The sequence below is a fragment of the Nonomuraea sp. NPDC049646 genome, assembly GCF_044465525.1.
Taxonomy (GTDB): domain Bacteria; phylum Actinomycetota; class Actinomycetes; order Streptosporangiales; family Streptosporangiaceae; genus Nonomuraea.
Window position 1 is genome coordinate 1 of record NZ_JBITLU010000011.1, and the last position, 23,634, is coordinate 23,634.

At 74.6% G+C, this 23,634-nt stretch carries 13 protein-coding genes; 7 read left to right on the plus strand and 6 right to left on the minus strand.

Going from position 1 to position 23,634, the window contains the following annotated elements; genetic code table 11:
• Positions 1-214 precede the first annotated feature (214 nt).
• The 3 genes from ACIBQ8_RS30505 to ACIBQ8_RS30515 are packed head-to-tail and all read right to left on the minus strand — an operon-like array spanning position 215 to position 14,162.
• Positions 215-1,198, minus strand: coding sequence for a threonine/serine dehydratase (locus ACIBQ8_RS30505; protein WP_397193563.1), 984 nt, complete (start codon positions 1,196-1,198; stop codon positions 215-217).
• 17 nt (positions 1,199-1,215) lie between these two features.
• Complete coding sequence (locus ACIBQ8_RS30510; RefSeq protein ID WP_397193564.1) at positions 1,216-9,411, minus strand: amino acid adenylation domain-containing protein; 8,196 nt, start codon at positions 9,409-9,411, stop codon at positions 1,216-1,218.
• Positions 9,408-14,162, minus strand: coding sequence for an amino acid adenylation domain-containing protein (locus ACIBQ8_RS30515; protein WP_397193565.1), 4,755 nt, complete (start codon positions 14,160-14,162; stop codon positions 9,408-9,410). The genes ACIBQ8_RS30510 and ACIBQ8_RS30515 overlap by 4 nt, the downstream gene beginning before the upstream one ends.
• A gap of 728 nt (positions 14,163-14,890) precedes the next feature.
• On the opposite strand from ACIBQ8_RS30515, the gene ACIBQ8_RS30520 reads away from it, so the two are divergent.
• Positions 14,891-15,085, plus strand: coding sequence for a hypothetical protein (locus ACIBQ8_RS30520; protein WP_397171943.1), 195 nt, complete (start codon positions 14,891-14,893; stop codon positions 15,083-15,085).
• On the opposite strand, the gene ACIBQ8_RS30525 is transcribed toward ACIBQ8_RS30520, so the two are convergent.
• Together ACIBQ8_RS30525 and ACIBQ8_RS30530 are read right to left on the minus strand one after the other, a co-directional pair.
• The gene (locus ACIBQ8_RS30525) at positions 15,086-15,337 is read right to left on the minus strand and encodes a hypothetical protein (RefSeq protein WP_397171941.1); all 252 of its coding nucleotides are present in this window, start codon (positions 15,335-15,337) and stop codon (positions 15,086-15,088) included.
• Between the two features lie 29 nt (positions 15,338-15,366).
• Complete coding sequence (locus tag ACIBQ8_RS30530) at positions 15,367-16,149, minus strand: L,D-transpeptidase (RefSeq protein WP_397193566.1); 783 nt, start codon at positions 16,147-16,149, stop codon at positions 15,367-15,369.
• A gap of 90 nt (positions 16,150-16,239) precedes the next feature.
• Here ACIBQ8_RS30530 and ACIBQ8_RS30535 point away from each other — a divergent pair, with 90 nt between their 5' ends.
• From ACIBQ8_RS30535 to ACIBQ8_RS30545, 3 genes are read left to right on the plus strand one after another with little or no spacing between them, the layout of a single operon-like run.
• Positions 16,240-16,923 (plus strand): response regulator transcription factor, encoded by a 684-nt coding sequence (locus ACIBQ8_RS30535; RefSeq protein ID WP_397193567.1) that lies wholly within the window; start codon positions 16,240-16,242, stop codon positions 16,921-16,923.
• Positions 16,920-18,695, plus strand: coding sequence for a sensor histidine kinase (locus ACIBQ8_RS30540; RefSeq protein WP_397193568.1), 1,776 nt, complete (start codon positions 16,920-16,922; stop codon positions 18,693-18,695). The genes ACIBQ8_RS30535 and ACIBQ8_RS30540 overlap by 4 nt, the downstream gene beginning before the upstream one ends.
• 31 nt (positions 18,696-18,726) lie before the next feature.
• Complete coding sequence (locus ACIBQ8_RS30545; RefSeq protein WP_397193569.1) at positions 18,727-19,941, plus strand: ROK family protein; 1,215 nt, start codon at positions 18,727-18,729, stop codon at positions 19,939-19,941.
• 86 nt (positions 19,942-20,027) lie between these two features.
• On the opposite strand, the gene ACIBQ8_RS30550 is transcribed toward ACIBQ8_RS30545, so the two are convergent.
• Positions 20,028-20,246 (minus strand): hypothetical protein, encoded by a 219-nt coding sequence (locus ACIBQ8_RS30550; RefSeq protein ID WP_352327660.1) that lies wholly within the window; start codon positions 20,244-20,246, stop codon positions 20,028-20,030.
• 433 nt (positions 20,247-20,679) lie between these two features.
• Here ACIBQ8_RS30550 and ACIBQ8_RS30555 point away from each other — a divergent pair, with 433 nt between their 5' ends.
• The 3 genes from ACIBQ8_RS30555 to ACIBQ8_RS30565 all read left to right on the plus strand — a co-directional run bounded on the left by ACIBQ8_RS30555 (position 20,680) and on the right by ACIBQ8_RS30565 (position 23,616).
• Positions 20,680-21,999, plus strand: a complete 1,320-nt coding sequence (locus ACIBQ8_RS30555; RefSeq protein ID WP_397193570.1) for a cellulose binding domain-containing protein — start codon at positions 20,680-20,682, stop codon at positions 21,997-21,999.
• A gap of 352 nt (positions 22,000-22,351) precedes the next feature.
• Positions 22,352-23,362, plus strand: coding sequence for a ketoacyl-ACP synthase III family protein (locus ACIBQ8_RS30560; protein ID WP_397193571.1), 1,011 nt, complete (start codon positions 22,352-22,354; stop codon positions 23,360-23,362).
• Positions 23,359-23,616, plus strand: coding sequence for an acyl carrier protein (locus ACIBQ8_RS30565; protein WP_397171925.1), 258 nt, complete (start codon positions 23,359-23,361; stop codon positions 23,614-23,616). The genes ACIBQ8_RS30560 and ACIBQ8_RS30565 overlap by 4 nt, the downstream gene beginning before the upstream one ends.
• Positions 23,617-23,634: the final 18 nt, after the last annotated feature.

A 23,634-nucleotide genomic window follows, 5' to 3' on the forward strand; every position in this document is an offset into this window, starting at 1 on the left:
GTTTTGGGGGGGTTGGGGGGGGGGGGGGGGGGGGGGGGGGGGGGGGGGGGGGGGGGGGGGGGGGGGGGGGGGGGGGGGGGGGGGGGGGCCCCCCCCCCCCCCCCCCCACCACAGCCACCACGACCGTCACGCACCCCTGATCAGCGGGCGCGCGTGACGGAGAGTGTGATCACGTGTGACGGGAAGCGTGATCATGAGCAACGCGAACACGTGGTCAGGTGCTTCGTGCCAGTGGCTCCTGCGGCTCCTGACTGGTTTCCGTGCCGATCGCGACGTTGCCGCCGGACAGGACCGCGACGACCGGCCCCTGCGGCAGGTGCGCCTGGTGGGTGAGGTAGGCGGCGGTGGCCACCGCGCCGCTGGGTTCGGCGCGTTCCCCCAGCTCCCGCCGGAGCAGGACGGCGGCGGCGTCGATGGCGTCCTCGGTCACGGTCACCATGTCGTCCACGTACCGGTGGATGTGCTCCCATGCCAGGGCGCCCAGCACCGGCGCGCGCAGTCCGTCGGCCCGCGTGCGGTAGGTCAGCTCCACCGGCCACGCCGTGCGCGTGCCCGACCGGAAGCTGGCCGCTCCGTCGGCGGCCAGCTCGGGCTCGACGCCGATCACCCGGATCGCCGGGTCGGCGGCCTTGACCGCCACCGCGATCCCGGCCAGCAGGCCGCCGTTGCAGACCGGCACCAGGACGGTCCCCGCGTCCGGCAGGTCCAGGCAGATCTCGGTCCCGGCGCTGCCGTGCCCGGCGATGACGTCGAACGCGTCGGAGCCGATCACCGTCGCGCCGAACCGGTCGGCCAGCGCCAGGCATGCCTCCTCCCGCAGCGCGGGCGGGACGATCACCACCTCCGCGCCGAGCCGGCGCGCGGCGCTCACCTTCAGCTCGGGCGCCGTGTCCGGCAGGACGACGGTCGCCCGCACCCCGTGCTCGGCGGCGGCGTAGGCGATGGCCTGGGCGTGGTTGCCCGACGACTGCGCCACCACGTGCCGGACGCCGTGCCCGGCCAGCCGGCCCACGGCGTTGACCGCGCCGCGCACCTTGAACGAGCGGGTGGGCTGCCGGTTCTCCGGTTTGACCCAGAGCCGTTCGCCGGGCACCCGCAGCAGCGGCGTGCGCCGGACGTACGGCGCGATCCGGTCACCGGCCGCCCGGACGTCGGCAGCGGCGACAAGCCGCACGCCCGCCGCATCCTCCGCTTCCATGGGCTCAGCACCGCCGTTCATGCGCTCAGCACCCTCTCCTGGATGGCGTCCAGGTCGGCCGCGGCCTCCGAGGGCGGGGCGGCGTCGGGGACGAGGTCCTCCAGGTGGTGCAGCGGCCGGTGCCGCAGCCCCAGCAGCCCCCACAGGACCAGGAACACGCCGCTGGCCAGCAGCACCACCCCGGCGCCCCCGCCGGGCCCGCCGGCGAACCGTCCGGCCCAGTCCGCCAGCGGGCCGGCGGAGAGGAAGCCGATCGGCTGCATGGCCGTGGCGATCATGATGTTCACCGCGAGCACCCGCCCCTGCAGCTCCGGCCCGACCTTCACCTGGATGATCGACAGCCAGTGCGCGTTGCCGATGCTCATGCACGCCAGCCGGACGAACAACCCGGCCGCGACCAGCCACACGACCGGCCACACGCCCATCAGCACCACGCCGAGCCCGGACCCGACGACGAAACCGATCATGCCCGTCGCCCGTCGCCGGGTGCCGCCCCACACCAGCACCACGCCGGTGCCCACGGCCGCGCCGACGCCGCCGACGGCGGTCACCGCGCCGAGGTCGGCCGAGTCGCCGATGGCCAGCACGACCGGGGTGACCAGCACCCACATCAGCGCGGTGCAGAAGTTCACCACCGCGAAGTAGAGCGCCATCACCATCAGCGGACGCCGCCGGCGCAGGAACCGCCACCCGCCGGTGAGCGCCGACATGAACGTCTCCTCGCGCCGGTGGAACAGCCGGTCGGGGAAGCGCACCAGCAGCAGCGTCAGCACGCCGACCGCGAACGTGGCCACGTCCACGGCCACCACCGCCGACAACCCGAACAGGCCGATCAGCGCGCCGCCCGCGAGCGGCGCGACCACGTTGCCCGCGCCGAAGCCCACGTTGGCCAGGGCGTTGGCCTGCGGCAGGTACGGCTTGGGCACCAGCTGCGCGATCGCCGCCAGCCAGGCGGGCTGCTGGAACGCCGACACGACCGAGGTCACGCCCACGATGAGGCAGACGTTCCAGAACTCCAGCCGATCGGTGGTCAGCAGCAGCACCAGCGCCACCATGGCGATCCCGGACAGCGCGTCGCAGGCCAGCATGATCTTGCGCCGGTCCACCCGGTCGGCCAGCGCGCCGCCGAGCGGGGTGAGCAGCACGGCCGGGATCTGCGCCAGCATCGTGACCAGCGCGAGGTCCAGGATCTCGCCGCTGCGCTGGTAGGCCCACACGCCGAGCGCGAACGAGCTCAGCGCCGTGCCCAGCGCCGAGACGATCTGCCCGCCGGCGACGGTGTAGAAGGACCCCAGTCTGGTGCGTTCCGGCGGTCGTACCGGATCGGGCAGCGTTCCGGCCGCCCAGCGGGTCAGGTGCGCCAGCACGACGGCGGCCAGCGGCTCGGCCTGGTGGCGCAGGAAGTAGTGGCCGGCCCTGGGCAGCACGGCCCGCTCCACCCGCGGCGCGAACGCCGCCCACTCGGCGTAGCGCTCCTCGTGCAGCTCGGTGGCGCGGTCGCGCTCCCCGACCAGGCTCAGGATCGGGGCGCGCAGCGGCGTGCCCCCGCCGGCCAGCTCCTGGCCGAACCACTCCTGTGCCTGGTCGGCGTCGTGCCGCATGGCGCGTACGGCGGTGCGTTTGGCGGCCTCGTCCATGTCGTCGAGCAGCCCGCCGGAGGCGCGCAGCGCGTCGCGGAACATCCGGTCGGAGACCCAGCGGTCGCCGCCGAACAGCCGCCTGACCATTCCGGGCAGCCGTGCCGCCGGGAAGCTGGCGGCGGCGATCACGCCCAGCACGGGCACGCCGTCGGCCTCCAGCCTCCGCGCCAGCGCGACGGCGGGCGCGGAGCCCACGCAGTGGCCGTAGACCGCGACCGGGCCCGACGCGGTCGCCGCCACCTCGGCGGCCAGCACGTCCACCAGCTCCGCCAGCGGCAGCGGCAGCTCGTCGGGGCGAGCCGGGTCGTGGCCGGGCAGCTCGGCCGAGAGCACCTCCACCCGGTCGCCCAGCGCCCTGGCCAGCGGCTGGTACACCGCCGCCGACCCGCCGCCGTACGGCACGCACACCAGCGTGAACTCGCTGGTCCGGCCGCCGCCCAGGCGGTGCAGCAGCCCGCCGCCGTCCTCGCGGCCCAGGTACGCGGCCAGGTCGGCCACGGCGGGCCGGGTGAACAGGTCGATCACCCGCAGCCCGCGGCCGATCTCCTTGACCGCGCGGACGGCGGCGAACGAGTCGCCGCCGAGGGCGAAGAAGTCGTCGCCCGCCCCGACCCGCTCCACGCCGAGCACCCGGGCGAAGGCCCCGGCGACCAGCTCCTCGTTCGGCGTCGAGGGCGCCGCGTACGCGGCCTGCTCGGCCACCGGCTCGGGCAGGGCGGCCCGGTCGATCTTCCCGTTCGGGTTGAGGGGAAGCCGGTCGAGCGCGACGACGTGCGCCGGGACCATGTAGTCGGGCAGCCGCTCACGCAACGCCGAGCGCACGGCCGCGGCCTCCACGGTCGCGGGCGTCACCCAGGCGGCGAGCTGCCTGGCCTTGCCCTCGCCGACGGGCAGGACGACGGCTTCGGCGATCTGGGGGAGGGCTCGCAGGGCGGTCACCACTTCGCCGAGTTCGACGCGGTAGCCGCGGACCTTGACCTGGTCGTCGACCCGGCCGCGGAACTCGATCTGCCCGTCGGCGGTGAGGCGGAGCAGGTCGCCGCTGCGGTAGCAGCGTCCCTGCCCGGTCAGCGGGTCGGGGACGAACCGCTCGGCCGTCAGCTCGGGCAGCCCGATGTAGCCGCGGGTGACCCCGGGGCCGCCGACGACCAGCTCGCCGGGCACGCCGGGCGGCACCGGCCGCATTCCGGCGTCCACCAGGTGGCCGTACACGCCGGGCAGCGGACGGCCCAGCGGCACGATGCCGGTCCGCCGGTCGGCGGGGATCTCCTCGGTGTCGCACACCAGGCAGATCATCGTGGACTCGGTGTGGCCGTAGTGGCTCTGGATCCTGAGCTCGGGACGGGCGGCGCGGGCCCGCTCCACCAGGTCCCACGGGCACGCCTCGCCCGCCAGGATCAGCAGCCGGCCCGGCAGCACGGCGGCCAGGTCGCCGCCCGAGGCCAGCAGCTCCAGGTGGCTCGGGACGCACTTGACGACGTCCACCCGGTGCTCGGCCAGGTATCCGGCGAACGCGGCCGGGTCCATCGCGGTCTCGCGCGGCACCAGGTGCACCGTCCCGCCGGTGGTCAGCGCGCCGAACACGCAGGTCAGGCCGAAGTCGGCCGCCGGTGTGGAGACGACGGCGAACGACCCGCCGGGCACGCCGATGCGCGGCAGCATGCCGCCCAGGTAGTTCAGGACGCCGCCGTGCTCGGCGGCCACCGCCTTGGGCGTGCCGGTGGACCCCGACGTGAAGATCACGTGGTGCAGGTGCTCCGGCAGCACCTCGACCCGGGGCCGGGTGTCCGGCAGGGACGGCGGCCGGTCCAGCGCCAGCACCTGCCTGCCGTCCCCGATCAGGGGCGCGAACTCGCTCACCGTCACCACGGCGCGCACCCCGGCGGCCTCCAGCATCGCGGCGATCCGCGCCGCCGGGTACGCCGGGTCCATCGGCAGGTAGCCGCCGCCCGACTTCTGGATGCCGAACAACGCGCACGCCAGGTCCGCGCCCGGCTCCAGCAGCACGCCGACCGGCTCGTCGGCGCTCACCCCGGCCTCCAGCAGCCAGTGGGCGATCCGGTTGGCGGCCGCCTCCAGCTCCGCGTAGGTCAGGGCGCGGTCGGCGCCCACCACGGCCGGCGCGCCGGGGGTCTCGTCCACCCAGCGTTCGATCAGGTGGTGCACCGCCCCGGCGGGCGGCTCCGGCGGCGGACCGCCGTCCAGCGCCGGGCCGGTCACCGGCTCCAGCGGCACCGCGCCCACCGGCGCGTCCAGGTCGGCGAGCAGCCCGTCGAGCAGGGCGGCGTACCAGCGGGTCAGCTTGGCCGCGGTGCCCGGTTCGAACAGGTCGGTCCGGTAGGCGAGCCCGCCGCGCAGCGGCGCGCCCGGCCCGTCGTCCACGACGTGCCAGCTCAGGTCGAACTTGGTGGTCAGCTCCGGCAGGTGGATCTCGGACGTCTCCAGGCCGGGCAGCCCGGCCCCGGCCACGCCGGGGATGTAGTTGAGCATCACCTGGAACAGCGGCGTGGCCGCCAGGTTCCGCTCCGGCCGCAGCCGGTCCACCACCCGGTCGAACGGCGTGCCCGCGTGCGCGAGCGCGCCGAGGGCCGACTCCCGCGCGCGGGCCAGCAGGTCGCGCCCGGTCGGGTCGCCGCCCACGTCGGTCCGCACGACCACGGTGTTGAGGAAGCAGCCCACCACGCCTTCGGTGTCCGGGTGGTCGCGGCCGGAGACCGGCACGCCGACCGCGATGTCCGCGCTCGCCGACAGCCGGGCCAGCAGCGCCTGCAACCCGGCCAGCAGCACGATGAACGGCGTGGACCGGTAGGCGGCGGCCACCGCCCTGATCCGCTCGCTCAGCTCCGCCGGGAGCTCCAGGTCGAGCGCGGCTCCGCCCGGGTCCGGCACCGCGGGGCGCGGCCGGTCGGTGGGCAGGTCGAGCACCGGCGGCAGGCCGTCCAGGTGCCCGGCCCACCAGTCCAGGTCGGCCGGGTCGGGGACCGGCGACACCTCGGCGTACTGCGCCGGGGGCGGGTCGAGCGGCGGGCGCAGGCCGAGGCGGGCGGCGTACAGGCCGGACAGCTCCGACAGCAGCAGCCCCCGCGTCCACGCGTCGGTGGCGATGTGGTGGAAGGTGAGCGAGAGCACGTGCTCGTCGTCGTCCCGGCCGTCGCCGACGGTGAGCAGCACCGCCCGCATCGGCGGCTCGCGGTCCAGCGCGAACGGCGTTGCCAGGTGCCCGGCCAGCACGTCCTCGACCTCGGAGGGGTCCACGCGCGCGGTGGAGACGGGCACCTCGGCGGCCTCCCGCACCACCATCACCGGCTCGGGGCCGGAGTCGTCGACCACGCCGCGCAGCACGTGGTGCCGCTCGGCCAGGTCACGCACCGCGTCCAGCAGCGCCTCCGCGCGCAGCGGGCCGCGCAGCCGCAGCGCCACCGGCACGTTGTAGGCGCTGCTGTCCGGTTCGAGCTGCGCCAGGAACCACAGCCTGGCCTGCACCCCGGACAGCGGCACCGGCCCGTCCGCCGGCGCGCGCCGCACGCGCGCCGCGGTGGCCGGACGGGGCAGCGCGGCGGCCAGGTCGGCCAGCACCGGATGCTCGAACAGCAGCCGCACCGGCACCGCCGCGCCCAGCCGCTCCCGCAGCCGCCCGGCCACCCGGGTCGCCGCGAACGAGTGCCCGCCGAGGGCGAAGAAGTCGTCGTCCGCCCACACCTCGGCGAGTTCGAGCACGTCGGCCCAGACCTCGCCGACCAGGCGCTCGGCCGGCGTGCCCAGCGGCACCCGCACCGCGGGCCCGGCCTCGGGGACGGGCAGCGCCGCCCGGTCCACCTTGCCGTTCGGCGTGAGCGGCAACGCCTCCAGCACGCCGATCGCGGCCGGCACCATGTAGTCGGGCAGCCGCTCGCGCAGCGCCGAGCGCACGGCCGCGGCATCCACGGTCGCGGGCGTCACCCAGGCGGCCAGGCGGCGCTCCAGGCCGTCGCCGACCGGCTGCACGTACGCCTCCGCGACCTGCGGCAGGGCCCGCAACGCCGCGGCGACCTCGCCCAGCTCGACGCGGAAGCCGCGCACCTTCACCTGGTCGTCGATCCGTCCCAGGAACTCGATCAGCCCGGTGCCGGTCACCCGGACCCGGTCGCCGGTGCGGTACCAGCCGCCGGTGAATCGCTCGGCGGTCAGGTCAGGACGGCCCAGGTAGCCGCGGGCCACGCTCGGCCCGCCGATCCACAGCTCACCGGGCACGCCGGGCGGCAACGCCCGCCCGGACGGGTCGGCCACCCGGCACACCACGTCGGCCAGCGGCCGGCCCAGCGGCGCCCGGCCCGGGCCCAGCTCGGCCAGGGCCTCGACCGCGTCGCAGGCCAGCACCGACACCGTGGTCTCGGTCGGGCCGTAGTGGATCTGCACCTCCAGGTCCGGCCGCGCCGCCCGGACCCGCGCGACCAGGTCCGCCGGCACCGCCTCGCCGGCCAGGATCAGCAGCCTGCCGGGCAGGGCGGCCGTGCCGAGGAGTTCGAGCTGGCTGGGCACCATCTTGATCGCGTCCACCGGATGCGCCGCCAGGCGGGCGGCGAACGCGGCCGGGTCGGTGGCCGTCTCGTGGTCGATCAGGTGGAGGGTGGCGCCCGTGGTCAGCGCGCACCACACGTTCGTCATGCCGAGGTCGGCGGCGGCGGTGGAGACCAGCGCGAACGACGTCAGCCCCGCCGGGACGACCTCGGCCACCGCGCCGAGGTAGTGCGTGATGTGCCGGTGCTCGACCGCGACGCCCTTCGGCCGCCCGGTCGAGCCCGAGGTGTAGATCATGTACGCCAGGTGCTCCGGCGCCACCGCCACGCCGGGACGCTCGCCGGACGCCTCCGCCGCGGCGGCGAGCTCGGCCCCGGTGAGCACGATCCGCGCTCCGGCGTCGGCCACCACCGCCTGGTTGCGCCGCTCCGGGTAGACCGGGTCGAGCGGCAGGTAGGCGGCGCCCGCCTTGAGCACGCCGAGCATGGCGACCACCAGCTCGGGCCGCCGCTCCAGCAGCACGCCGACCGGCTCCTGCGGCCGCACCCCGCTCTCCAGCAGCCAGTGGGCCACCTGGTTGGCGCGGCGGTCCAGCTCCGCGTAGCTCAGCGAGCCGACCGCGACCGCGTCGGGGCGGGCGTCGGCCATCCGCTCGACCAGCGTGTGCAGCGGCACGTCCACGGGCAGGCCGGCGTCCCGGCCGCGCAGGTCGTCGCCGGCCGGCAGCCGCACCGGCGCGTCCGGGTCGGTGAGCATGCCGTCCAGCAGCTCCAGGTACCAGCCGGCGAGCCGGCGCACGGTGTCCTCGTCGAACAGGTCCGTGCGGAAGCGCAACTCGCCCGAGAAGCGGGTGCCGTCGTCGCCGAGCTCCAGGTTCAGGTCGAACTTGGCGGTCGGCACGGGCGGCGTCCCGGCCTCGACCGCCAGCCCCGGCAGCGACGGCGGCGCGCCGGTGTCGTAGACGTTGAGCATCACCTGGAACAGCGGCGTGACCGCGAGGTTCCGCTCCGGCTGCAGGCGCTCGACGACCCGCTCGAACGGCGTGCCGGCGTGCGCGAACGCGTCCAGCGCCGCCGTGCGGGCCCGTGCCAGCAGCTCGGCGCCGGTCGGGTCGCCCGCGGTGTCGCCGCGCACCACCAGCGTGTTGATGAAACAGCCGACGACCCGCTCGGCGTCGGGGTGGTGGCGGCCCGCGTGCGGCACGCCGACGGCGATGTCGTCCACGCCGGACAGGCGGCTCAGCAACGCCTGCAACCCGGCCAGGAACACCATGAACGGCGACGTCCCGGCCACCGCGCGGACCTTCGCCGACAACGCCTCGGGCACCTCCACCGCGACCGCCGCCCCCTCCCACGTGGGGACGGCCGGGCGCGGCCGGGCCAGCGGCAGGTCCAGCACCGGCGGCAGGCCCGCCAGGTGACCGGCCCACCAGTCGAGGTCGGCGTCGGGCCGCCCGGCCTCCCAGGCGGCCACGTCCGCGTACTGCAGGGCCGGGGGAGCGGGGGGCGGCTCCAGGCCGAGGCGGGCGGCGTACAGGTGGGTGAGATCGTCCAGCAGCACGCGTTCCGACCAGGCGTCGGTGGCGATGTGGTGCAGGGTGAGCGCGAGCACGCACTCCTCGTCGCCGAGCCGGTAGAGCGCGGCCCGCAGGGGCGGCTCGGCGTCCAGCCGGAACGGCCGCCAGGCGTGCTCGGCCAGCTCACGCTCCAGGTCCGCCGGGACGGCGTCCGTCATGTCCACCACGGGCACCGGCACGGCGGCGACGGGCCGCACGCGGCCGTCCTCGATGACGCCGCGCAGGATCCAGTGCCGCTCGGCCAGGTCCGCCACCGCGCCGGTGAGGGCGGCGACGTCCACCGGGCCGCGCAGCCGCAGCGTCAGCGGCACGTTGTAGGCGGGCGTGCCGGGTTCGAGCTGGGCCAGGAACCACAGCCGCTGCTGCGCCGGCGACAGCGGCATGTCCGCGGCCGACGTCGCCGGGATCCGCGGGACGGCCGCCTGCTCCTTCTGCTTCAGGGCGGCGGCGAGCCTGGACCGGACGAGTTCGGCGATCCGGTCCTCACGTACCTCGGTCATCCCTCGTTCCCCTCGATCAGGTCGGCGGCCAGCAGTTCCTCCAGCGCGGCGGCGAAGTCGGCCAGCACCGGCCGGTCGAACACCAGCCGCACGGGCACGGTGACCTGCAACATCTCGCGCAGGCGGGCGGCCACCCTGGTCGCGGCGAAGGAGGCCCCGCCGAGGGCGAAGAAGTCGTCGCCGGCCCAGACCTCGGGCCGTTCGAGCACCTCGGACCAGACGGCGGCCACCAGGAGCTCGGCCTCGGTGGAGGGTTCGACCCGCGCCGGGGCCGGGCCGGTGTCCGGCTCGGGCAGCGCGTGGCGGTCCACCTTGCCGCTGGGCAGCGTGGGCAGCGCCGGCAGCGCGACCCAGCGGCGCGGCACCATGTGGCCGGGCAGCCGGGACCGGGCGTGCCGCTCGACCGCGGCCAGGTCCGCCGTCTCCGGCGCGACGTAGCCGACCAGGTGGGCCTGCGCGTCCGTGCCCGCCACGGTCACCGCGGCCTCGGCGACCTCGCGCAGCACGGCCTCGACCTCGCCCAGCTCGATCCGGTAGCCGCGGACCTTCACCTGGTGGTCGCGGCGGCCGTGGAACTCCAGCGTCCCGTCCGGCCGCCGGCGCACCAGGTCACCGGTGCGGTAGCAGCGGCCGCCCGGCGTGAACGGGTCGGCCACGAAGGCGGCCGCGGTCAGGTCCGGACGGCCCCGGTAGCCGCGGGCCACCCCTGTGCCGCCGAGCAGCAGCTCGCCGACCGCGCCCGGCGGCACCAGCCGCAGCCGCGCGTCGACCACGTACGCCCGCTCGCCCGGCATCGGCGACCCGATCGGCACCCGGTCGCCCTCATGCGGGCGCACCCGGTGCAGCGTCGAGGTGACGGTGGTCTCGGTGGGCCCGTAGGCGTTCCACAACTCGCCGACGCGCAGCAGGATCTGCTCGGCCAGCGCCGGGTCCAGCGCCTCCCCGCCGGCGACGGCGCGCAGCGCGGGGTCACCCGCCCAGCCGGCCGCGATCAGCATCCGGTACGAGGTCGGCACCAGGTCGATCACCGTGGCCGCGCAATTGGTGATCAGCTCCGCCAGCGCGTGCCCGTCGGTGGCCGTGGCCCTGTCCACCACCACCGACGTGCCGCCGGCGGCCAGGACGCTCCACAGCTCGGAGGCCGAGGCGTCGAAGCTCAGCGGCGCGACCGCGGGCTGCACGTCGGCCGGGCCGAGGCGGAGCGTCGAGATCATGCCGGCCACGAGGGCGGCCAGGGAGCCGTGGGTGACCTCGACCCCCTTGGGGGCGCCGGTGGAGCCTGAGGTGTAGGTGACGTACGCCAGGTCCTCGGCGCGCACCTCGGGAAGGTCCGCGCGGGGGCCCGCCGCGAGCCGGTCCGCGTCGAGCGTCACCGGTCCGTCCGCGTCGGGCGCCGTCTCCAGGGGCGTCCCGCCGCGGGTGAGGACCACGCGGGCGCCGGCGTCCGCGGCCAGCAGGCGCAGCCGCTCGGCCGGGTGCTCCGGGTCCAGCGGCAGGTACGCCGCCCCCGCCCGCCACACGCCCAGCAGCGCCACGGGCAACATCTCGTCCCGCGGCACGCGGACGCCGACCACGTCGCCGCGCGACACCCCGTGCGCCAGCAGCCCGGCCGCGATCCGGTAGGCGCGGTCGTTCAGCTCGGCGTGACTCATCGCGACGCCGTCGGGGCCGACCACCGCCGTGCCCGCCGTGCCCGCCGTGCCGTTCGCGTGCGCGGCGAGCGACAGCGGCACCGGCGGCAGGTCGTCGGGCAGCCGGGGGCCGGCCGCGCGGGCCAGCAGCTCGGCGCGTTCGTCCGGGGTGACCGGCTCGAACGTGGCGATCGCCAGGTCCGGCTCGGCCACCACGCGCCGCAGCAGCCACAGCAGCCGGTCCAGGTACGCCCCGGCCGCCTCCCGGCCGAGCAGCGCGACCGCGTACTCCAGGTGCAGCTCGGCGCCGGCGGCCGTCCTGTTGACGAGCACGCTGAACTCGTGCACCGCCGCACCCGAGCCGACCTCGGTCAGCAGTTCCAGGCAGCCGGCCCGCACCGGCACCTCGGCGTGCTGCATGGCCAGCAGCACCGGGGCGCGGGGGACGTCGGCGGGCGGGACCTCCTGGTGGACCAGCGCCCGCGTGGCGGCCTGCCCGGCCTGCCGGACCAGGTCGCGGAAGGTCGGCGCGGCGTCCGGCCGCAGCCGCACCGGCACCGTGTCGATCAGCGGCCCGACGACCCGGGCCAGCTCCGGCCGGGCGCGCCGCGCCGCGACCATGCCGACCAGCGTGTCCGGCTCCCCGGCGACCAGGGCGAGCGCGGCCAGGTACACCGCGTACGGGGTCGCGCCGCACGCGCGGGCCAGCGCGGCCACGCCGTCCGTGAACTCCTCGGTGAGCGGCCTGATCACCCGGCACGTCGTCAGGTCGCCGGGCGGCGGGCCCGCCACCGGCGCCCCCGCCAGCTCGCCGCGCCAGAACTCCCGCAGCCGCGCGAGGTCGGGCCGGTCCTCCTGCTCGCGCACCGCCACGTCGCCGAGCTGCACCGCCGGCTCGGGGACGGGCTCACCCGCCAGCTCGGCGGCCAGCTCGTCCATCAGCACGCCGACCGAACCGCCGTCGAAGGCGATGTGGTCCGTCACGAGCACCAGCTCGGCCACGCCCTCTCCGACGGGGCACAGGCTGGCGCGCAGCAGCGGCACCTCGGTCGTCACGTCGAACACGTGCTCCACCGCGGCGCGGGCCACCTTCACCGGGTCCGCGCCCGCCGGATGCTCGACCAGCGGGACGGCGACGGGCGGGTGCACGACCGCGTACGGGACGCCGTCCTCGCCGGCGGAGATCGTGCTGCGCAGGGCCTCGTGCCGGCGCAGGACCGCGTCCAGCGCCCGGCGCACCGGCGCGCTCCCGCTCAGGCCGCGCACGCGCAGCCGGATCGACACGGTGGTGACCGGGCTGTGCGGGTGGAGCTGGCGCAACGTCCAGAACTCGCGCTGCGCGGCGGTGAGTGGGTGCCGGGTCCGGCCGGTCCGCCGCACCGGAGCCGATCCCGGCTCACGCAGGCGCGCCGCCAGCCCGGCCGCGGTCGGCTCGGTCAGGAACGTCGCCAGCGGCACGGTGTGCCCGAGCCGCCGGGACAGCTCGGTCACCACCCGGGCGGCGGCCAGCGAGTGCCCGCCCAGGTCGGCGAATCGGTCGTGCACGCCCACCTCCGGCAGGCCCAGCACGTCCGCGATCACCTCGGCCACCTGGCGCTCGTCGTCCGTGCGGGGCGCGACCGGCGCGGCGCTCCCCGTCCGGGCGGCGCCCAGCTTGGGCAGGGCCGCGCGGTCCACCTTGCCGGTGGGGGCGATCGGCAGGTCGCCGGTCACGCCGATCCTGGCCGGGACCAGGTGGTCGGGCAGCCGGTCGCGCAGCCAGTCGCGCAGCTCGGGCTCGGTCACGCCCGAGGCGGCCACGTGCGCGACGAGGTAGGCGATGCCGTCGTCGTCGGTGTGCGCCAGGACGACGGCGCGGCGCACCGCGGGATGGCGGTCCAGCGCCGACTCGACCTCGCCCAGCTCCACCCGGTAGCCGCGGATCTTGACCTGGTCGTCGGCGCGGCCCACGTAGCGCAGCTCGCCGTCCACCCACCGGACCAGGTCGCCGGTGCGGTAGACGCGGGTGCCGTCCGGGTCGGCGCCGAACGCCTGCGAGTCGTGGCCCAGGTAGCCGCGGGTCACGTTCGGCCCGCCGATCCACAACTCGCCGACCTCGCCGTCCGGGACCGGCCTGCCGTCGGCGTCGCGCACGCTGAGCAGCGCGCCCGCCATCGGCCCGCCCAGCGGCGGTTCGCCCTGGTGGTCGCGGGCGACCTCGAACAGGGTGGAGCCGGTGGTGCACTCGGTGGGGCCGTACATGTTGAGCACCCGGCGCACGCCGGGGTTGGCGTACACGCGCGCGACCAGCGCGGCGGTCAGCCGCTCGCCGCCGGACAGCACCATGCGCACGCCGTCCGGCAGCGGCTCGCGCAGCAGCACCGACAGCGCGGACGGGACGCCGAATACCGTGCGCACCTCGTCGCGGGCCGGCAGCGTGGGCAGCGCCAGCACGTTGTCCGCCATGATCACGGTCCCGCCCGCGTACAGCGGCGTGAAGATCTGGGTGATCGAGGCGTCGAAGCAGATGGAGGAGCCGGCGAGCATGCCGCTCAGCTCCTCGGCCGTATAGGCGGACGCCTCCCAGCGCACCAGGTTCAGGGTGTTGCGGTGCTCCACGACCACGCCCTTGGGACGGCCAGTGGAGCCGGAGGTGTAGATCACGTACGCGGCGTCGCCCGGCTCGCCGGGCACCTCGGGCCCGTGCGCGGCGGGCGTCACGTCGTCGACGAGCACGACGTCCGCGCCGGTCGGCGCCGCCGTCTCGCGCCGCGCCGTCGAGGTGACCACGGCGGTCATGGCGGCGTCCTCGGCCATGAAACGTAAGCGTTCCGCCGGATAGGCCGGGTCCAGCGGCACGTAGGCCGCGCCCGCCTTGAGCACCCCGATCAGCGCGGGCACCAGCCACTCGTCGCGGTCGAGGCAGATGCCCACCAGGTCGCCGCGTACGACACCCCGCCCGGCCAGGGCGTTGGCGATCCCGTTGGCCCTGCGGTCGAGCTCGGCGTAGGTCATCCGGCTCGTGCCCGCGACGACGGCGAGGCGATCGGGTGTCCGCCGGCACTGCGCCTCCAGGGCCTCGTGGAGGCGTCCCGGCGAGTCGGTGAGAGGGCGGTTCGCGCCCGTCACATCCGTATTCATGTGTCCTCTTTCCAGCAAAGGTCAAACGTGCCCGGGTGGGCGTTATGGAACAGCCCGTTCCTCGGGACGGCACGCGGGCCAGGGCGAGGTCGTCGCTGGGCGCGTGGGGTCGTGCGGGGTCGTGCGGGCGGTTCAGTGTCGCGCGGTAGGCGGGTGCGGCGGGGGGCATTCGCGGCAAATGTCGTGTTCTGCGGTTGCGTGCTCCTTTCGCCCATAGTCGTCCGCACGACAGCATCGGTGAGCCGGCTTGCCACTGACTTGGAACCTGCCATGATCTTGCTTGCAGGCGTCGCCGGCCGGTGGGCGCGGGACGGCTCGGCAGGAGGTCAGCGGCGTCCCGGCGCCCGGCGTCGGCCGGAGCGCGCGAACCTCCCGGACCGGCGACAGGCAAACCCCGGGCTCCGGACGCAGGCGAGGAGTGCGGCCTTCTCGCCACCGCTCCGGAACGCCACACCGACATGATCCTCTTCGCCGGGGCGCTCCCGCAAACGGGGTCGAAAGGCGCGAAAGACGCGGACGGGCAAGCACATCCGTCGCAGGACCTCGGAGGACGGCGAGGTCGGCAGCGCGACGGGAAAGGCCCGGTCCGCGGGCGTCGTCGCGGAGGACGGCCCGGAAAAAGAAGGCCCCCGCCGGGGTAGGGCCCCGGCGGGGGACACGCGGCGTCACGGACGCCGCGTCGTGCGCGGACAGCGAGGGCGTGGCCGCCCCGCACGTGGCGCCGTGTCGTGCGCGGTCAGGACGGCATGGCCGCCGCGCACGTGGCGCGGCGGTGGGTGGTCAGGGACGGTGTGGCCGCCCCGGTCGCCGCCCGCACGTCGCGCCGCGGCGTCCGGGCCCGGCTCCCGCCCGTGATGGCCAGGCCGCCGACGCGGCCGACGGGCAGGAGAGGCGGGACGTCACGCGGCGGCGACGGGTCGTGATCAGCCGGTGTAACGCGGCTTGACGGCGACCGGCTCCTTAGGCCCCGCCGTCCGCTCCACGGTGGGCCGGCCTTCGGCGGGCACCGGGGCGGGCGCCGGGGAGGTGACCGCGGCGGGCACTGCGGCGGGCACCGCGGCAGGCACCGCGGCGGGCTTCTTGGGCTCGGCCGAGGCCGTTCCCGAGAGCCCGGCGAGGCCCGCCGCGAGGGCCAGCGCCGCGACGCCGCCGACGAGCATGGTTCTGATCTTCATAGGGTTCCTCTCATCCTTCGAGCAGGGCCTCAGCCCTTGACGACGACCGGGGTGCCGATCGCCAGGTTCTTCGCCATCCAGGTGATGTCGTCGTTGCTGACCCGGACGCAGCCGTGGCTGGCCCGCGTGCCGATGGCGGAAGGCTTGTTCGTCCCGTGGATCGCGAGCTGGCCGGGGCCGCCGGCGAAGCTCTTCAGCACCGGCGAGAAGCCGCTCAGCCCGAAGGCGTAGGCGCCGTAGGCCCCGCCGTCGCCGGTGGGCCTCACCAGCTCGGTGAAGAAGTAGCGGCCCGGAGGCGTCGGCGTGCCGGCCTCGCCGGTCGCGACCTTGCCCGTCCTGACGGGCCGGTCGCCGTCGTAGACCGTGAAGCGGAACGCGCCGCGGTCGATCTCCACGCGGTGGGACGTCTCCGCGAGCGTCACGTCGGCGGCCTTGATCCAGCCCTTGCTGCCGTTGGGCCGGACCGGCAGCAGCACCTGGAGCCAGTCGCCCTCGTCGCGTTCCACCAGGAAGACGCGGGTCGCGCCGTAGTCGTTGGGACTGGCGATCGTCCGCTGGGCCGCGCCCTGTCTGCCCCGGTAGATCGTGATCCGTGCCCCCTTGACGCTCGCGATCTTCGACCTGGCAGTGCTCAGCGCCGTGCTCGCCGCCGTGCTCGCCGCCGTGCTCGCCGCCGTGCTCGCCGTGGTGGTCGCGGGATCGGGTCGCACGGCACTGTCCGCGCTGTCCGCGCTGCCTGCGCTGCCCGCGCAGCCCGCCGCCAGGAGGGCGAGTGCCGTCGCCGCGGCCGTACGAAGCAGGTTGGTTCTCACCCGGCGCAGCCTGGCGGCAGAATGTGTGGAACCTGTTTGCCTGTCATGCGGATCCCGTATGCACTCGTGGCGGGCGCATAACCTCGGGCCATGTGCGCGTACGTGCTGGTCGCCGAGGACGACCCCAAGCAGGCCGAACTGCTCAGGCGCTACCTGGAGCGGGAGGGCCACGAGGTCCGCGTCGTGCACGACGGGCGTTCGGCGATCGACGAGGCCCGGCAGGGTGACCCCGCCCTCGTGCTGCTCGACGTGATGATGCCGAAGGTCGACGGGCTGGACGTCTGCCGGGTGCTGCGCGCCGAGTCCGACCTGCCGATCCTGATGCTGACGGCCAGGTCCACCGAGGACGACCTGCTGCTCGGGCTCGACCTCGGCGCCGACGACTACATGACCAAGCCGTACAGCCCGCGCGAGCTGATGGCCCGCGTGCGCACGCTGCTGCGCCGCACCGGCAGGTCGCCGGAGGCGGGCCGGCTGTTCCGGGCGGGCGACCTGGTCGTGGACCCGGTCAGGCACACCGTCACCGTGGCGGGCACGCCGGTCGACTGCACGCTCGCGGAGTTCCGGATCGTCGAGACGCTGGCCGCCGAGCCGGAACGGGTGTTCACCAGGAAGCAGCTGCTGGAGCGCGTCCACGGCTTCGACCGGTTCATCACCGAGCGCACGGTCGACGTGCACGTGATGAACCTGCGCAGGAAGATCGAGCCCGACCCGCGCCGCCCGTCCCGGCTGCTGACCGTGTACGGCGTCGGCTACAAGCTGACCCAGGCATGAGGTCGCTGTTCGTCAGGCTGCTCACGAGCTCGGCCGTCGTGGCGGTCTGCTCGATCACGGCGACGGCCTGGCTGGCCGCCAACAGCACCTCCGGCGCCATCCAGCGCGAGCAGGGCCAGACGCTGGCCAGCGACGCCCAGATCAACAACAGCCTGCTCGGTTACGCAGCCCGCCATCCCGACTGGTCCGGCGTCGCGGCCACCGTGCGCGACCTCGCCGCCGCCAACAGCCGCCGCATCGCGCTGACCACCGAGAAGGGCGCCCTCATCGCCGACTCGGCGGCCGCCGGGACCCCGCTGCCCGCCCGGGTGTCGGCCGTCGTCGATCCGCTGGCCGTGGACGTGACCCTGGTGCCGGGGGCGGCGAAGGACCGCATCGATCCGCGCGCGGTGGGCCCCTTCCTGCTGCCCGACCGTGACCGCGTCCGGCTGGGGAAGGCCGCCGACGCCTACGCCGCCTGCATGAGACGTACCGGTCAGCCCGTCCGGACGGCCGTCTCCCACACCGGCAGGCCGTCCGTGACGACGACCGGCGAGGGCGTCCCGCAGGAGCCGAGCCCGGCCCCGGCGGTGACGGCCCCCTGCGACGCGGCCGCCTTCAACACGCCGACGCGCACCGAGAAGGCCGCGTTGAAGCAGCTCAACCTCCTGGTCGGCAGGTGCCTGAAGGGCAAGGGCGCGGAACGCGGCTCGGTCGGCCTGGACCTCACCTGGGTCGCGAAGGAGAAGCGGCCGGCGTCCTCGGCCGCCGAACCCGGCCAGACGATCTCCTCGTGCATCGCCGCCGCCCGCAAGGAACAGCTCGATCCCTACGTCGCCCCCGCCGCCTACCTGTACATCGGATCCCCGTCCGAGGCCGCCGGGCCGCGCATCCCGCTGCCCTCGATCGCCGGGGCCGCCCTCCTCGTGCTCGTGCTGACCGTCGGCGTCAGCGTCATGGCGGCCAGGCGCCTGGTCGGCCCGGTCAACGCGCTCACCCACGCCGCCCGGCGGATGCGCGACGGGGACAGCTCCGCCCGCGTCCAGGTCAGGACGACCGGCGAGATCAGCGAGCTGGCCACCGCGTTCAACGAGATGTCCGAGCACCTCCAGCGCATGGAGGAGCAGCGCAAGGCCATGGTCAGCGACGTCTCCCACGAGTTGCGCACCCCGCTGAGCAACCTCAGGGGCTGGCTGGAGGCGGCCCAGGACGGCGTCGCCGAGCTCGACCCCGCGCTGATCGCCTCCCTGGTCGAGGAGCTCCTGCTGCTGCAGCACATCGTGGACGACCTCCAGGACCTCGCCCTCGCCGACGCGGGCAAGCTGCGCCTGCACCTCGAACCCGTGCACCTCGGCGACCTCCTCGACCAGGTGGCCACCGCCCACCGGGGCCGCGCCGAGGCCGCCGGGCTCACCCTGACCGCCGGTGGCGCCGCCGCCCCCACCCTGACCGCCGACCCCGTACGGCTGCGCCAGGCCGTCGGGAACCTCGTCACCAACTCCCTGCGCTACACGCCGCCCGGCGGGCACATCACGCTGGACGCCCGCCAGGACGGCGACCACGTGGTCATCGAGGTGACCGACACGGGCATCGGCATCCGCGCCGAGCACCTTCCGCACGTCTTCGACCGGTTCTGGCGGGCGGAGAAGTCGCGCAACCGCCGCACCGGCGGCAGCGGCCTCGGCCTCGCGATCGTCCGCGACCTGGCCGAGGCGCACGGCGGCACCGCCACGGCCGCCAGCACCCCGGGCGTCCGCACCACCTTCGCCTTGCGCCTTCCGGCGCGACCGTGATCCTGTGAGGACACGTCCTAGGGTGACGGAGATGACGGGATCGGCGGTGGGCGTGCGGACGCAGGAGCAGATGCGGCAGCGGAACCTGAGCGAGGTGCTGCGCCGCGTCCACGACGAGGGTGCGGTGTCCCGCGCCGCGCTGAGCCGCCGGATGGGCCTCAACCGCAGCACCATCATGGACCTGACCGCCGAACTCGCCGCGGCCGGGCTCGTCCGCGAGGGCGTGCCCGCCGGGCGGGGCCGGGCGGGGCGGCCGTCCATCGTCGTCATGCCCGAGCAGGGCACGGTGTACGGGCTGGCGTTCGACGTCGCCGTGGACCGGCTGGTCGCGGCCCGCGTCGGGCTGGGCGGCCGGGTCCTCGACCGCAGGGAGGCGGTCCGCGCCCGCGCCGGGGTCGACCTGGAGGACGTCGTCGGGGTCCTGGCCGCGTTCGGCCGCGAGCTGGTCGCCGGGGCGGCGCCGGGCGCGTTGTGCGTGGGGGTCGGCGCCTCGTACTGCGGGTTGATCAGGCGGACCGACGGCACCGTGCGGTACGGGCCGCACCTCGGCTGGGTGGACCAGGCGTTCGGCGCGGAACTCGGGGCGGGGCTCGGCCTCGGGCTGCCCGTCGAGGTGGGCAACGAGGCGCACATGGGGGCCGTCGCCGAGCACGTGCGCGGCGCGGGACGAGACGTCGACGACCTCGTCTACCTGCACGGGGACGTCGGCGTCGGCGGCGGCATCATCGTCGGCGGCGACCTCCTGGACGGCGACACGGGCTACGGCTGCGAACTCGGGCACATGCTGGTCAACCCGTTCGACGGGCGGCCCTGCCTGTGCGGGTCGCGCGGCTGCCTGGAGGCCGAGGTGGGGGAGGAGGCGCTGCTCGACTACGCGGGACGCTCCGGCGACCTCGTCGGCCGCGACGGCATCCGGTCCGTCGTCGCCCTCGCCCGGGCCGGTGACGGCAGGGCGCGGGACGCCCTCGACCGCGTCGGCGACTGGCTCGGCGTCGGCGTCGTCAACCTCATCAACCTGTTCAACCCGGCGCTCGTGGTCTTCGGCGGGATGCTGCGCGACGTCTATCCGGGCGCCGAGCCGCGCGTCCGCGCCCGGATCGACGCGCATGTGCTGCCGGTGTCGCGGGAACGGGTGCGCCTGGCCGTGACGGCCCTGGGCGACGACACCACGCTCGCCGGAGCCGCCGAGCTCGCCTTCGCCGGCCTCCTGGACAACCCCCTCACGACCCTGGCCGCCCTCCGCTGAGCCGGCCGTCCGGCGTCCGGCGGTCGCGGCGGGCGCACGCGCCCCCGGTTCGATCCGCGGGCCCGGGGGGCGTGCGCCTCACGGGGTCACGCGTAGAGGAAGTAGTAGCTGTACTTGCTCTCCCACTGGCATGAATAGTCGTCCCACCAGTTCTGGTCGACGCCCTGGGTGCCGATCCGCTCGCACTCCGCGTGCTCCCTGAAGACGCCCGCCAGTTTCTCGGCGTTCGCCGGGGCGGCGCCGATCGTCAGCGACACTCCAAGGACCATGACGGCCGAGACGAGAACAGCGCGTGCCTTTCGCATTCGTCCTCCTGCGACTGGGGAGATCATGTCGGTGGACATTATCACTCACCGCTCCGGCGGGATTGTCGCGGCGGAATCGCGGGCCGTCAGGTCATGAAAGTTTCATCGGCGTGAAAGACGCCGCGGGGATGTATCCGACCGGCTGTGCATGCCATGGATCATCTGGGGCCGTCTCCGCGCCTTACAGCCCCAAAGTACGATTTATGCCGCTTTCCCGTTCTAAAGGAAACGAAACTTCGAAAACTTTGACCACCGTCGCGTAGGTGTCATATCGTCTCCCCGCCCATATCGATGTGAGCCGCGACACTCGAACAGGACGTTGTTCTCACAGGAGCTACAGGTCGGCGTGCTCATCACGGCCGCCCTGCCATCGGACGAGACACGGACGGCCACCCGGGGAAGCGGCGACCATCCGACCAACCGGAGTCGCACCATGCAAGCTCGAATCCGCACGGCCGCCGTCGGCCTGGCGATGACCGTGCTGGCCGCCGTCGGTGTGCCGGCGGCCATCGCGCCGCCGGCACACGCGACGCAGACGATCACCGACATCGCCTACGCGCCCGCGCAACCGGCCGGCAGCAGAGGGCATCTGCTGGACCTCTACCTGCCCGCCACCGGCATCACGCCACGCCCCCTGATCATCTGGCACACCGGCTCGGCGTGGAGCAGCGACGACGGCAAAGCCGGCGCGGACGCCATCGCCGCGATCTTCAACCCGCTGGGCTTCGCGGTGGCCGGCGTCAGCGTCCGCTCCAGCGCCCAGGCGATCTTCCCGGCCCAGGTGCACGACATCAAGGCGGCGATCCGCTGGCTGCGCGCGAACGCCGCCACGTACCAGCTCGATCCCGGCCGATTCGCGATCATGGGCGACTCCTCGGGCGGCTGGCTGACGGAGATGGCCACGCTCTCAGGCGGCGTCTCGGCGCTGGAGGGCGGCATCGGCACGACCGGCGTCTCCAGCGCCGTGCAGACCGGGCTCGCCTTCTACAGCCCGACCGACTTCCTGCAGATGAACGCGCAGAACCTGCCGACCGGCGGGCTGGACCACAACTCGCCCGCCTCGCCGGAGTCCCTGCTGGTCGGCTGTCCCATCCAGACCTGCCCGGCCACGGTGGCCCAGGCCAACCCGATGACCTACGTCGACGCCAACGACCCGCCGCTGATGTTCCTGCACGGCCAGGCCGACTTCCTGGTGCCGCACGGGCAGAGCGTGCTGCTCTACAACAAGATCAAGGCTCAGTGCGGGTCGGCCACCTTCGTCTCGGTGCCCGGCGCCGACCACATGATGCCGCAGATCATGGACCCCGCCCATTACGGCACGCAGACCGTCCGCACCACCAAGAACTGCGGCGAGACCGTCGGCACCGGCACCCTCGACCCCACCTGGCCCAACTTCACGACCTTCCTGCGCGGCGGGCTCAAGATGGGCACCTCCTGCGAGGTCACCTACGCCACCGAGGTCTGGAACGGCGCGTTCAACGGCAGCCTGACCATCAGGAACACCGGCACGACGCCCATCTACGGCTGGACCGTCACGTGGGCCTGGACGGGCAACCAGCAGATCACCAACGCCTGGAACGCCACGGTGACCCAGACCGGCACGCAGGTGACCGCCCGCGACGCCGGCACCAACGCCTACATCGGCCCCGGCTCCAGCCAGAGCCTCGGCTTCTCGGCGTCCGTCACCGGGACGAACGACATTCCCGCCCAGTTCAAGCTCAACAACCTCCTCTGCACGAGAGTGCCCGCCTGAGACGACCGGGGGTTCCGTCGCCGCGGTTTCCCGAATTTCATTCGGCGAATCCGCGGCGGGGAGCCGAATAGCGGCTTTCCCTTATTGCGCCACGTTCCGTCGAACCTTGGTCACGGAAGGTCGCGGATCACGATATTGCTTTATTCGGCGGGCCGCCCCTATCCTTACCCGGGACGGCCCGCCGGCGCATTTACCGTCGTATTCACCGACCGGCCGGGGGCCACGTGACTCCTGGCCGGAAATAAATCGGATAAGCGCTTTTCCCTGTCGAGGGCCGTTGTCCGGGATTCGTCGATGAGTTAGGGGGCGTGTGCGTACACCCAACATGTTCGTCAGGAGCCTGGGCGTTTACGTGCCTGACAGCGTGAGCGTCGAGCAGGCCGTCCGCGAGGGCTGGTACCCGGCCGCGGACGCCGAGAGGTTCCGGCAGATCGGCGCGGCGGTGGCCGGCGACATGCCGGCGCCGGAAATGGCGCGGCTCGCGGTCCTGGACGCCTACGAGCGGTGGGGCGAGTCCTCCCCGCGCGAACTGGACCTGCTGCTCTACCCGTCGGTCTGGCACCAGGGCCCCAACGGCTGGCAGCCCCAGCACTACCTGCAGATGCACCTCCTCGGCGGCGGCGTGCCGGCGCACGAGATCCGCAGCGGCTGCGTCGGGATGATCAGCTCGCTGGAACTGGCGGCGAGCTACCTCCAGGCCGCCGCCGACCGGCAGACGGCCATGGTGGTCTCCGCCGACAACCACGGCACTCCGCTGGTGGACCGCTGGCGGATGACCCCCGGGGCGCTGATCGGCGACGCCGCGGCCGCGCTCGTCCTCGGCAAGGACTACGGCATGGCCGAGCTGCTGTCGGTGAACATGACGGTGATCCCGGAGGCCGACGCCGTCAACGACGGCGCCTACCCGCTCTTCCCCCCGGACGCCACCGTCGGCAGGGGGCTGAGCTTCGGCGACCGGCACGAGGAGTTCCGGCAGCGGCTGCTCAAGGCGCAGGGCACCGGCATCCACCTGACGATCCAGAAGACGATGATGCAGCAGGTCGAGCAGACCCTGGACGAGGCCGGGATCGGCTTCGCCGACATCACCCGGGTGGCCTTCCCGCACGGCCGCCGCGAGGACCTGGACGGGCAGATGTCCTGGCTGGGCATCGACGAGGACCAGACGACCTGGGACTACGGCCGCCGCGTCGGCCACTGCGGCGCGGTCGACCAGTTCATCGCCTTCGAGCACCTGATCGCGACCGGCGGGCTGGTGCCCGGCGACCACCTGCTCATGGTCGGCTTCGGCTCCGGCACGTCGGTCGCCGCGGCGGCGTTCCGCGTCCTGTCCACCGCTCCCGTCACGAGAGGAGCCCGCGCGTGAGCGACGACGACCTCGCGCGGCGGCTGGTCGACTTCGTCCAGGACAACCTCGTCCTGGACGGCGACGACGTCGAGGTGGACGAGACGACCCCGCTCCTCGTGTCGGGCCTGCTGGACTCCCTGCGCACGGCACGGCTGCTGAACTTCCTCAGGAAGGACGTCGGCGTCCGGATCACCGCCGCCATGCTCGACCCCGAGAACTTCAGGGACGTCGCGACCATCGTGACGATGGTCAGACAACTCCAATCCGCTTAGCCGGGACGAGGACGGAAG